The organism is Pauljensenia hongkongensis (genome assembly GCF_001746855.1).
Taxonomy (GTDB): domain Bacteria; phylum Actinomycetota; class Actinomycetes; order Actinomycetales; family Actinomycetaceae; genus Pauljensenia; species Pauljensenia hongkongensis.
In genome coordinates, this window is record NZ_CP017298.1 from 1875433 (window position 1) to 1887744 (window position 12312).

9 protein-coding genes and 1 pseudogene are annotated in these 12312 nt (G+C 71.4%); 3 read left to right on the forward strand and 7 right to left on the reverse strand.

What is annotated here, in order from left to right:
• The coding region (locus tag BH719_RS07790; protein ID WP_009744281.1) for a methyltransferase at positions 1-1307 on the forward strand (1307 nt) is incomplete at its 5' end.
• A 140-nt stretch (positions 1308-1447) separates the two neighbouring features.
• On the opposite strand, the gene BH719_RS07795 is transcribed toward BH719_RS07790, so the two are convergent.
• From BH719_RS07795 to BH719_RS07820, 7 genes and pseudogenes are all read right to left on the reverse strand, one after another.
• Positions 1448-3199, reverse strand: a complete 1752-nt coding sequence (locus BH719_RS07795; RefSeq protein WP_009744282.1) for an ATP-binding cassette domain-containing protein — start codon at positions 3197-3199, stop codon at positions 1448-1450.
• Positions 3200-3556: 357 nt separating this feature from the next.
• Positions 3557-3688, reverse strand: a pseudogene (locus BH719_RS10360) (Txe/YoeB family addiction module toxin); the annotation flags it as partial.
• Between the two features lie 363 nt (positions 3689-4051).
• Positions 4052-4384: a DsrE family protein gene (locus BH719_RS07800; protein ID WP_009744283.1), complete on the reverse strand. Its 333-nt coding sequence runs from the start codon at positions 4382-4384 to the stop codon at positions 4052-4054.
• Positions 4385-4641: 257 nt separating this feature from the next.
• Positions 4642-5070, reverse strand: coding sequence for a YjdF family protein (locus tag BH719_RS07805; RefSeq protein WP_009744284.1), 429 nt, complete (start codon positions 5068-5070; stop codon positions 4642-4644).
• Between the two features lie 174 nt (positions 5071-5244).
• Positions 5245-5853 (reverse strand): TetR/AcrR family transcriptional regulator, encoded by a 609-nt coding sequence (locus BH719_RS07810; RefSeq protein ID WP_009744285.1) that lies wholly within the window; start codon positions 5851-5853, stop codon positions 5245-5247.
• A gap of 61 nt (positions 5854-5914) precedes the next feature.
• Positions 5915-6475, reverse strand: coding sequence for an NAD(P)H-dependent oxidoreductase (locus BH719_RS07815; RefSeq protein ID WP_009744286.1), 561 nt, complete (start codon positions 6473-6475; stop codon positions 5915-5917).
• A 925-nt stretch (positions 6476-7400) separates the two neighbouring features.
• Entirely contained in the window at positions 7401-8438 is a 1038-nt protein-coding gene (locus tag BH719_RS07820) for a DUF1266 domain-containing protein (RefSeq protein ID WP_009744287.1), read from the reverse strand.
• A gap of 267 nt (positions 8439-8705) precedes the next feature.
• Between BH719_RS07820 and topA the strand changes: the two genes are divergently transcribed.
• Positions 8706-11468, forward strand: coding sequence for a type I DNA topoisomerase (topA, locus tag BH719_RS07825; RefSeq protein WP_009744288.1), 2763 nt, complete (start codon positions 8706-8708; stop codon positions 11466-11468).
• A 99-nt stretch (positions 11469-11567) separates the two neighbouring features.
• A partial coding sequence (gene tmk, locus BH719_RS07830) for a dTMP kinase (protein ID WP_083808192.1) occupies positions 11568-12312 on the forward strand: 745 nt, incomplete at its 3' end.

The window sequence follows — 12312 nt, forward strand, 5'->3', positions numbered from 1 at the left end:
AGGAGGGCGCGCCCCCGCGCCTCGCCGCCCTCTTCGACCTGCGGCCCCACTCCGCCTCCCTGCCCGACCCCGACGACCCGGGCGCCCAGCGCGAGCACCAGTGGTGGGTCGCCTCGGACCTCGGAGAGGACGTGACGGGACGGCCCCTGGACGAGGACCACGTGCTCGGCATCGGCGGGGCGTCCCTCAGCCTGCTCGGGCAGACGATCCGCGAGCGCGTCGGCTCCGCCCTCGACCTGGGGTGCGGCTGCGGCACCCAGGCCCTGTACCTGGCGACCCACTGCGGGCGCGTCGTCGCCACCGACCTTTCGGCCAGGGCCGGGGCGCTCACCCAGTTCAACGCGGCGCTCAACGGCGCGCCGATCGACGTGCGCGTCGGCTCCCTGTTCGAACCGGTGTCGGGGGAGTCCTTCGACCTCATCGTGTCCAACCCTCCCTTCGTCATCACCCCGGACACCGTGCGCGCGGGCGCGGGCTTCCACGAGTACCGCGACGGCGGTATGCAGCGCGACGAGCTGGTGGGCGCCCTCATCCGGTCCGCGCCCGACCACCTCGCCCCCGGGGGCACGCTGCAGATACTGGCGAACTGGGAGATCCCCGCGGGTGCCGACCCCGATGGGCACTGGTCCCCGCGCGTAGAGGACTGGTTGTCGGGGCTGGGGGTCGACGCGTGGGTCGTCCAGCGCGACGCGCTCGACCCCGCGCAGTACGCGGAGATGTGGATCCGGGACTCGGGCGGCCACCGCATGTCCCATGAAGCGTTCGAACGCGGTTACGCCGCGTGGCTCCGGGATTTCACAGCTGCGGGGGTCGGCGCCATCGGAATGGGATTCCTCGCCGTGAGGCGCCCGGAGCCCGGGGAGGGGGAGCGGGCGCCGGGCGGTCCCGACCAGGGCGCCGGGGGCGGTCAGTGGCTCCCCGGGGGCGGCAGGGCGGCCTTCGACCTCGCCCTGGAGGGGCGTGCCCCGCGCGGAGTGGACGTGGCCTGGGCGCTGCGCTCGCTTCGCGCCCCGCGGACCTGGGACCTGGTGCTCACGCGCGCCCCGGACGTGCGCGAGGAGAGGCATTACGTGCCCGGCTCGCCCGACCCCTGTCTGCTCGTCCTCCACCAGGGCGCAGGCCTGGGGCGGTCCGTCCCCGTCTCCCCCGCGGTCTCGGCCGTCGTGGGGGCGTCCGACGGCGCTCTCACCGTCGGCCAGATCGTCGCCGCGGTGGCGGCCCTGACCGACCGCGAGGCCGACGACGTGTGGGAAGAGGCGCGGGCGCCGCTGGCCGAACTCATCCGGTGGGGGTTCCTCACCTTCTGACGGGCTGCCCGCGGGTCCCGGTCCGCGGGGCTGGCCGACGGGAGCCGGGGCCGGCCGCCAGTGCCCTTGCCACGGCGCTGCGCGTCCTGCAAGACCCGCCCCAGGCGTCCGCGGGCCCGCCCACGGGGCCGCGGACGGACTCAGCGCCCATGCGCCCCCTCCAGCCGGTGGAGGCGGCCCCACCACTTGGCGATCAACCACTCGTCGTGCGTGGAGGCCACCAGGGTGCCTCCCCACTGCCGCAGAGACTCCTCGAGGGACTCCAGCGCGTCCAGGTCCAGGTAGTTCGTGGGCTCGTCGATCACGAGGACGCGGGGGGCGGCGCGCGCCGCCCACGCCAGCTGCGCCCTGCGCTGGTTCCCCGCGGAGAGCCCGCCGAGCGGCCTGTTCCACAGGGCCGGGGGAACGAACCCCCTTCCGGCCTCTCCGACGCCCAGGCGCCACGCGTCCTCGGGGACCAGGGGGTCGCCGGGCCGGGGTGGTTCCTGGGGCACGAGGACGGCCCCGGGGGCGGTGTCGACGCGTCCGTGCGCCCCGACGGGGGCTCCGCGCGCGATCCACTCCAGCAGGGTGGTCTTGCCCGACCCGTTGGGGCCGGTGATGAGCAGGTGCTCGCCGTGGCGCACCTCGAAGGAGGTCGACGCGAGGCGGCCCTCCACCGACGCGCTGCGGACGGACAGCGCGATGCCCCCCGAGCGCGCGAGCGGCGGCGGCCCGTCGGCGGTGGACCCTGACGGGCGGGGGAAGGCGAACACCGCCTCGTCGTAACGGGGCTTGCGGACTTCGCGGGCCTCCAGGGCGGCCAGCCTCCGGGAGTCGTCGTTGATGCGCCGCGTCGAGACGGCCTGGGCGCGGTCGGCGTAGTACTTCTGCGCCATCCTCGTCTCCGTGCGGGGCTTGAAGCGCGCGTGCCCGACCACCGCCGAGTCCCGCCGGTGCGCCGCGAGCCGCCGTTTCACGGCCTGCTGCTCCGCGTGGACGGCGGCGTGCCGCGAGCGCGCGGCCGCCTTGTCGCGCAGGTAGTCCGAGTAGGACCCGCCCACCCGGTACGCCCCGAAGTCCGCGGGCTCCCCGTCGGCGACCGCGAGCGCCCGCCACGGCGCCGGATCCAGGTCGAGCAGCGCCGTCGCCGTGCGCTCGATGAAGGCCCGGTCGTGGCTGGTCATGAGGACCGGCCCCTGCCAGTCGTCGATGGCGCGCGCCAGGTGCTCGCGCCCGTTAGCGTCCAGGTGGTTCGTGGGCTCGTCCAGGACGAGGGCGTCCGGGCGCTCGACGAGGACGAGGGCCAGGCGCAGGCGGGCGCGCTGCCCCGGGGAGAGGGAGGCGAGGGCGCGGGAGCGGTCGACGCCGCCCAGGCCGAGGGCCTCCAGGGTCTGGTCGAGGCGCGCGTCGATGGTCCACGCGTCCCGCGCGGTCATCGCAGCCAGGACGCGGTCGTACTCCGCCTCGTCGCGCGGGGAGGCGCCCTGGGCGAGGCGCTCGGTGAGGGCGTCGAAGCGCGCCGCCAGTGCGCGGGTGCCGGAGGTCGCGGCCTCGATGGAGCGCGCGACGGTGCGCGCCCCGTGCGCCTCTGCGGACGGGGGGAGCGGCGTGGACCCCGTCGGCGAGGGCGGAGGGGGTGCTGCCGACGGTGGGGCCGCTGTGGGCGGAGGAGCCGCTGCGGGCGGCAGTGCCGTCAGGAACGCCGCGGCCGGAGGGACAGGCGGGGCGCTGACCGTTCCGGAGTCCGGCTCGAGCAGGCCGGCCGCCAGGGCGAGCAGCGTCGACTTGCCGACCCCGTTCGGGCCGACGACGGCCAAGCGGTCGCCGGGCCCGCATGCGAAGGAGACATTGCCGAGGACGGGCGTCGCTCCGTAGGAGAAGGAGACGTGGGAGAAGAGGACCGTGGACATGGCGCACCTATGGGAGGAGGGGGAGGGGAGGCGGGGCGTCATGTCAGGAGGCCATGCACCGATCATACCGGGAACAGGACGCGCAGTGTTCCAGAATGCGTCTGAGTTCCGGAGTTTTTCTACGGCAGCGGGGCGGAGTGTTCCAAAATGCGTCTGAGTGTGACGGTTTTGGGCTGTTTTCCCCGATTTTGGGTGGACTCAGACGCATTTTGGACCAGTGTCAGCTGGGAGCGCTGGGGGCTGCCCGGGGTTGCGGCCTTCCCCCTGCCTCTGGCGGCGGCACCTACAGGAACGACGACGGGAGCCGTCCGGGGGTTGGGCCTCACCCATGCCTCTGCGTCTGGGCCGACGGCGCCACTATGCGCCGTAGTGGTAGTGGCAGGAGACGCCGTGGACGGATTGCGCGTCACTGGCGATCCAGTGGACGAGGCGGTGGCGGCTGTCGATGCGTCTGGGCCGGAATCCAGCGAACCCGTTGTGCGAGGGACTCGGGCTTCCTGATTCCCTTGCGGCCGCTGACGGCTTGGTCGAGGACTTCGGTGTAGCGCGCCCCGGAGTGGGTCATCGTCCTCATGAGGGTGTTGTGCGTGAATCTACACAGGGAAGGGCGGGGAGGGGACCGTGCTGGCCTCCTCCCCGCCCCGTGAACATGGGTGAGCTGCTTCCAAATGACTCCTTCGTCTGTCTCGGGCGGTGCTCCCGCGGTGTCAATGCGCTCCTGGTGCTTCCAAACGGTTCCTCCGTCCGCCTCAGCGGGCTTTCCCGCCTTCTCTGTCTGACAGCATCGACTCTAGGGGGCAAACCTTGGGGAACGGGTTGAAGAAGCCGTGAGAATCCTGGGATTCCAGGGCGTCACGACTTGATGTACGTGGCCCCGTCCTTCGTCCACTCGCGGATCGCGGGGATGGCGGCGGGCACTTGCCCCAGCCACTCGGGCAGCGTGCCCTCGACGAACTCGTGGTTGGCCAGCGACCTGGCGCAGGCGAAGAAGTCCACGCCAGCGCGGGCCGCCGCCTCCATTTGCGCGGTCCAGTCGTTCGCGCCCTGGAGCGCGTAGACGCCCGTGCCGTTGACGATGACGGCGATCCCCTTCGCCAGGCCGAGTTGCGTGAGGTTGCCGAGGTTCGACAGCGCCGCGGGCCAGCGGGCGACATCTGAAACGTGGAGGATGTAGTCGTAGCTCATATTGCTCTCTCCTGTGGAATGACGTGGTGCGAGTGGAGTCCCCGGCGGGGTGCAGGGGAATGCTACCGCGCCACGGCCGCGCGGAACAGAGCTGGTGGAAGCGGGTTCGAGGCGTGGGCCCCTCTGCCGCGCCACGGCCGCGCGGAACAGAGGGTACAAGGGGGGCGGCCATGACCTCGCGGCGCCGGGCGCGCGTCCTGGCGGAATCGTCGGGCGCGGACGGCGCGTGAGTGGGGCGCTGCGGCCGGGGGCGGCCGTCAGTGGCCGCGGTGGCGAGCTTTCGCTTTCTCGCGCTCGAGTCGGCGTCTCTCATCCGCCGCCTCCCGCTTCTTCTGCTTGGCGCCTGCGGCCCGGCGCTGCGCCGAGCGCTCGCGGTCCGCGCGGATCGCCGCTTGCGAAGCAGTCGATGGGCGCGCCTGGCGGGCGAAGCGGGACGCCTGGCGCTGCGCGCGCTTGGGATTGGGCCGCTTCGGCTGGCGCTCGGGGCCGACGGGGACGGCCGCGGCCTCGTCGAGGCGGCGCGTGAGCGCGCTGGCGTGGGCGAGCAGGAACTCGTACAGTTCCGCGTCCGAGGGCCGTGCGCCGAACACGATCCGAACCGCTCGGACACGGCCCTCCTCGTGGCGCTCGATGACGACGACCCAGAACCGGCCGTCGAAATACAGTGTGGACTCCGTCTTCATCATGTGTCTCCAGGCGCACCGAAGTGGACCTGATGACGCTGGATTCTGCTCGGGGCAGCGACGGATGCGGGGCATCGTCCAGACTTCCCACTGGACTGTGCGGTTCGCGTACCAGGACTGACGCCCCATTGTACGTCCTGCGCCCTCGGGGCGCGCAGCGCCGCCCGGTCCCGGGCGCTACAGTTCCGGTCGGGGGGCAGCGGCGGCCGCGAGGACGTGCTCCGCGTCCTCGTCCAACAGGAAGGACAGCAGTTCCGAGGCGTTCTCCCGCCCTTCCCCCTCCCACAGCCTCAGTCCGAGGACGGTGTTGATGAGCATGCCCCGCGCGAGGAAGAGGGCTGCCTTGTCCGCCGCGAGTCCGCGCTCGTGGCGCAGGACGCGGTAGATCGAGTCGAAGCCCTCCCTGGCGAGCGGTCCGAAAACCGGGTGGGCGCCCATCGTGTAGAGGCTCATCTTCATGAGGAGCTTGGAGCGGTCGGCGACGAGTTCCAGGTAGGCGTCCCCCAGCGCGCACCGGATCTGCTCCGACGAGGCGCCGGGAGGGACGGGCGCCGAGCGGAACGCCTCGCGCACGGCGTCGAAGGTGTAGGCGGCCGCCTCGGAGTACAGCGACTCCTTCGACCCGAAGGTCCGCACCACGTAGGCCTGGGAGACCCCGGCCTCGCGGGCGATGGCGTCGGTCGTGGCGCCCGCGTACCCGTGCTCCCCGAACACGTGGACGGCCGCCTCGAGCATGAGGCGGCGCCGTTGCGGCGCGGGGAGGCGCTTCGGTGCGGGGGGCGGCATAGTGGTCTCCAGGTCTGCGGGGGTCCTGGTGCGGATCCTAGTGGGAGGGGGGCGGGGCGGCTCAGTGCTGGGCGTGGGCGTGGACCCGGGCGGTGAAGGCCGCCCGCCGCTCGGGGGTGTCCTTCTGGGTGTCCATGTTGCCCAGGATGAGGGCGCCCTTCGAGCGGATGCCGTTGAAGGCCAGGACCATGCGCTTCCACCGCGACAGCGGTCCGCCGTAGATGCGGTAGAGCGCCGCGGGCGCACGGCTGGTGACGATGAGGGACGCGGTCTTCCCCTTGAGGAGCCCATGGGGTTTGGGGTCGTAGCTGTAGGAGAACCCGGGGGTGAGGACGCGGTCGAGGAAGCCCTTGAGGACCGCGGGCTCGGCGGACCACCAAATGGGGAAGAGGAAGGTGAGGTGGTCGGCCCGGCGGATCATCTCCTGGTAGCGCTTCGGGGCGGACTCGTCGTCCATGTGCCGCCGGTAGCCGTAGCGGAGCACGGGGTCGAAGTCCTCCGCGGACAGGTCGATGGTCTCGATGTCGTGGCCGTGTTCGCGCGCGGCCGTTGTGTAGGCGCGGGTCAGCTGTGCGGAGAAACTCTCCGGGTCGGGGCTGCCCTGGATGGCTAGGATGCGCATCTCTCCTCCTATGGTTGTAATCAGTTGATTACAACCATAGGAGGAGAGATGCCTTTGCGCAAGCGGGAACGTGGTTCGGGGGTGTGGGGCGCATCTCGGACAGTCGACGAGGCGGGGGTGTGGTGGGCCGGGCAGTGTGGTCGGCCGGGTCTTGTGGGTGGGGCGAGGATGTGGCGGGTCGGGGCCGTTGTCAGCCGGTGCGGTAGCAGCGCCCCGCATTGGGGTGGGCATGGGCCGGCATTGGGGTAGGAAACGGGTCATTGGGGCAGGCGCGGACCAGCATTGGGGTGGGCATGGACTGGCATTGGGGTAGGAAACGGATCATTGGGGCAGGTTAATAACCTGTCCCAATGGGTGTTTTCGTGCCCCAATGCGTATTCCCCGATCTGACCGATCCGGAGTGCCTGACTGGGCTGTGGCAGAGGACGCTTCTGCGCGGTCTAGGTCGCCCCGCCGCGCCTGGGAGGGGGCTGCGGTAGAGGACAAGGTGACTGTTGGGTCTGTTCTCACAGCGATAGCGCCGGCAAGTCCTCCGGCCGTTCTGCGACAAGGTGTCTGTCGGGTCTGTTCTCACAGCGATACCGCCAGTGTGACCCGGCCGTCCGAGGGTCCGGTGCCCATCGGGGCGCGTTTTCACAGCGATACCGACACGGCGGGCTCCGTTTTCACAGTGGCGCCCCTGGTTTCACAGTGGTGCCCCAGGTTTCACAGTGGCGCCCGTGGTTTCACAGCGATACCACGCCGCAAGTGTTATAGCGCTCTTGGGCTTCTCGTTTCGAGTGCAACGGTGCGGAGGCGGGTTGGCGGTCCATGGGTCACTGAGGGCGGAGGAGGGCAGCGCCGCCGCCAGCCCTTGTCGGCCGGTCCCTGCGCTTGGAGCTGGTGGCCCCGCCTGGGTGCGGGAACCGGCACCGGTGCCCCATCCTCAGTCGAGCTTGTTGTTGAACCTGTGGGTCCCGGGCCTCTTCGTCGTGCGGGCGCGGATCTGGTCGTCGATCCAGCGCTCCCAACCGGTCGCGTACTCGCGTGCCTGCGGGCCCATCGGCTCGGCCCCGTCCAGGGCGATCATGTCGTCCACGATCAAGAGCTGCGGGCCGGGCACCGGCATGTCCCACGGGACCACCGCCCAGGGCCGGCCCGGGCTCAGCAGGGCGAGGCCGCGGTTGCGGTCGTGGAGGTCGTTCCACCGCTCGGTCTCACCGCCCTCGGAGATCCACCACCACCGCGTGAGGTGGAACGCCTCCCACAGCTGCGCCCAACTGGAGTACTGCTGGCGCAGCGCCCAGTCGATGAGGGCGAGGGTGTCCCACGCCTGCTCGGAAGTCAGCCAACCGAATGCCGCCCCGTTGCGGGCGAGCATGGCGGCGCGGATGAGGTCCCACGCGGTGTAGTCGATGTTGCGGATGTTCCGCTCGTTGTTGCGCATCCGCTCCACGCGCCACAGGGCCTCGGCGTGCGGCTGCGACGTGGCGGCGTCGAGGCGGAACCTCGCCGCGTCCGCCTCGGCCAGCTGCGGGTCCGACCAGCGGTCGCGTTCGGCCGCGAAGGTGGAGCGGTGCCCGTCGGTCAGCAGGCTGTGCAACTGCTCGATCAGTTCGGCGCGCGACGAGATCCCCCAGTCGCGCTCGATCATGGTGCGGTTGTCATCGGGATCGGAGAGGTCGAGGAGCTCCCACGGGTCGTGGTGGCACAACGCGTAGGGGGCGGTGATCGCGATGAGGCGGTGGTGCGCGGCGGGGGTGAAGTGGGCGGGATCCGATGTCCACACCGGCATGTGGTGCCGGTTGAGGGAAGCCCATTCCTTCGCGTCACCCGCCGCCCTGACGTCGTCGGGCACCGGCGGCAGGGGCCCGAACTTGCGTTTGAGGTGGGCGCGCCACAAGAGCACTCCGATGATGACGGCGGCGATGAGGACGATGGCGATGCCAACGCCCACCAGGTTCATGGAGGTGGTGGAGCTCATGGTCTCGATTCTTCGGAACGTGCCCGCAGGGCGTCCGGGCAGGGGGCGGTCGTCTGGTGATCATTATACGGAAAGGAGGCGGGGCGGGGCCCCGCTCCCGGGCCCGGGCCGGGCCGCCGAGGGGGAGGAGGGTGGACGTCACAGTACACAAATGCTTCACGGGCGTTGTAAGGTCTGCGTAGCGCCCAGCGGCCACCGAGCCGCGGGCGCCACTCATAACCACCCACCCCGCACAACCACCCACCCCGAGCGCACGGAAGGACGAGCATGGCGGCGAGCAAGCTGGTGATCGTGGAGTCCCCCGCGAAAGCCCAGACGATTGAGGGCTACCTGGGCCCCGACTACCATGTGACGGCCTCCATCGGGCACATCCGCGACCTGCCCCAGCCCAAGGAACTCCCCGACACCATGAAGAAGGGCCCCTACGGGCGCTTCGCCGTCAACGTCGAGGACGGGTTCAAGCCCTACTACATGGTCAACCCCGACAAGAAGAAGAAGGTCGCGGAACTGCGCAGGCTCCTCAAGGAGGCCGACGAGCTCTACCTGGCCACTGATGAGGACCGCGAGGGGGAGGCCATTGCCTGGCACCTGCTGCAGGTCCTCAAGCCCAAGGTCCCCGTCAAGCGCATGGTGTTCCACGAGATCACGAAGGAGGCCATCCAGCGGGCCCTCGACAACACGCGCGACCTGGACACGGACCTGGTGGACGCGCAGGAGACGCGCCGCATCCTCGACCGCCTCTACGGCTACGAGGTCTCCCCCCTGCTGTGGCGCAAGATCCGGCCCTCCCTGTCGGCCGGCCGCGTCCAGTCGGTGGCCACGCGCCTCGTGGTCGCCAGGGAACGGGACCGCATGGCCCACGTGAGCGCCGAGTACTGGTCGATCAACACCGCCTTCACCTGCGCCGGTCAGGCCTTCAGCGCCCGCGTGGCCTCCGTCGACGGGGCGGCGATCGCGACGGGCTCGGACTTCAGCGAGAAGGGCGGGCTGAGCGCCAAAGCCGTCAAGGCCGGCGTCCTCCACCTGGACGAGGCCACGGCCCGCTCCTACGCGCAGGCGCTGACTGACGCCCCGGCCTCGGTCGTCGACTCCGTGACCCGCAAGCCGTACCGGCGCCGCCCGGCCGCCCCATTCACGACCTCCACCCTGCAGCAGGAGGCCTCGCGCAAACTGCACTGGAACGCGTCGTCGACCATGCGCACCGCCCAGTCCCTCTACGAGTCCGGCTACATCACGTACATGCGCACCGACTCCACGGCGCTGTCGGGGCAGGCCATCCACGCCGCACGCGAGCAGGCCACCCAGCTCTACGGAGCCGAGGCCGTGGCCGAGGCCCCGCGCACGTACGGGACGGCGTCGAAGGGCGCGCAGGAGGCCCACGAGGCGATCCGTCCCGCCGGGGACCACTTCCGCACGCCGGGCGAGGTGGCCTCGTCCCTGTCCAAGCAGCAGCTGGCCCTGTACGACCTGATCTGGAAGCGCACGGTCGCCTCCCAGATGGCCGATGCGCGCGGGTACACGGCGACGATCCGCGTGCTCACGCGCATCGACGTCGACGGCGAGCGCCACGGCGTGGTGTCCTCCGCCTCGGGCACGGTGATCACCGCGCCGGGCTTCCGCCTCGCCTACCAGGAGGGGCGCGACCAGGGCCGCTACGACGCGGAGAAGGCGGACTCCGACTCGGAGAAGACCCTGCCCGACGTCGCCGAGGGCGACGCCGCCTCCCTCACCCGGGCGACGCCCGACGGGCACGAGACGCAGCCCCCGGGGCGCTACACGGAGGCCACGCTGGTCAAGACCATGGAGGAGCTCGGCATCGGGCGCCCCTCCACCTACGCGGCCACCATCCAGACGATCGGCGACCGCGGCTACGTGACGCACCGCGGGCAATACCTGGTCCCCACGTGGCTGGCGTTCTCCGTGACCCGCCTGCTCGAGGAGAACCTGGCGAACCTGGTGGACTACGACTTCACGGCCTCCATGGAGGGGGACCTGGACCGCATCGCAGCGGGGGAGGAGAACGGCGCGGAGTTCCTCTCCGGTTTCTTCTTCGGCCCCGACGGCTCGGGCGAGACCGGAGGCCTGCGGCACGACGTGGCCTCCCTGGGGGACGACATCGACGCGCGCGCCGTGAACTCGATCGACCTGGGGCGCGGGGTGACCCTGCGCGTGGGCCGCTACGGGCCGTACTTGGAGAAGGCGGACGGCGCCCGCGCGAACGTCCCGCCGGAGGTGGCCCCCGACGAGTTGGACGACCAGCTGGTGGACCAGCTCTTCGCCCGCGCAGCCGACGACGGGCGCGAGCTGGGCGTCGACCCGGACAGCGGCCACACGATCATCGTGAAGGACGGGCGCTACGGCCCCTACGTCACCGAGGTCCTTCCCGAGCCCGAGGGGGACGTCGGCGCGAAGGCGAAGAAGAACGCCGCCAAGCCCAGGACCGCCTCCCTGTTCAAGACGATGGACATCTCCACTGTGACGCTGGCCGAGGCGCTCCAGCTGCTGTCCCTGCCGCGCGAGGTGGGGGTCGATCCGGCCACGGGCGAGGCGATCACCGCGCAGAACGGCCGCTACGGCCCCTACCTGAAGAAGGGGACGGACTCGCGCACCCTGGCCAGCGAGGACCAGCTCCTGACGATCACGCTCGACGAGGCACTGGCGGTCTACGCCCAGCCCAAAACGCGGGGCCGAGGCGTGGCCCGGCCGCCGCTGCGCGAGTTCGGCGAGGACCCGATCTCCGGCAAGAAGGTCACCGTCAAGGACGGGCGCTTCGGCCCCTACGTGACGGACGGCGAGACGAATGTGACGGTGCCCCGCGCGGAGACGGTCGAGGACCTGACCGCCGAGCGCGCCTACGAGCTGTTGGCCGACAAGCGGGCCAAGGGGCCCGCGCCCAAGCGGACCCGCAAGACCGCCGCGAAGAAGACGGCGGCCAAGAAGACGGCGACGAAGAAGACGGCCAAGAAGGCCACTGCGAAGAAGGCGGCGCCCAAGGAGAAGGCGCCGGGGACGGGGGCCGGCGGCGAGTAGCCGCCGGGCGCTCCCCGGGTGGGCGCGTCCTGCGCGGCTCACGCGTTTCGGCCGGTGGCGTGGGAAGATAAGCCCATGCATCTGACCAAGGGGAGTTCCATGAGTCCGCGCGGAGTCTTCATCACCTTCGAGGGTGTTGACGGCGCTGGCAAGACCACGCAGATCCGCAACGTCCGCGAATGGTTCGAGGAGCGCGGCTTCGAAGTGGTGATGACCTGCGAACCCGGAGGGACGCCCCTGGGGGCGGAGCTGCGGCGGCTGGTTCAGAACGGGCCCGACGACATCGATCCGCGCACGGAGGCGCTGCTGTACGCGGCGGACCGCGCCTACCACGTCGCCACTGTCGTGCGCCCCGCCCTGGCCAGGGGCGCCGTGGTCCTGGGCGACCGCTACATCGACTCCTCCTTGGCCTACCAGGGCGCCGCCCGCAGCCTCGGGGTGGACGAGATCGCCGCGATGTCGGCGTGGGCGACGGAGGGGCTGAGCCCCCGCACGACTTTCCTGCTCGATTTGCCGCCCGAGGTGGGGGCGGGCCGGCGCACCGACGCCCCCGACCGGATGGAGCGCGAGTCCGCGGACTTCCACGAGCGTGTGCGCCGCGAGTACCTGCGCTTGGCGGACGCCGAGCCCGACAGGATCGTCGTCATCGACGCGGTGGGCACCCGCGAGGAGGTGTTCTCCGAGATCAGGGGCGTCCTCGTCGAGCGCTTCGCGGACAGCGCCCCCGTCTCCGGCGCCGCGTCCGCCAGCGGGGGAGGCCCCGCACTGGAGAGCGGCGCCCCAGTGCCGGACCGGGCCTCCGACCCGGATCGGGGCGCGCCGGCCCAGGAGGACGGGACCGGGG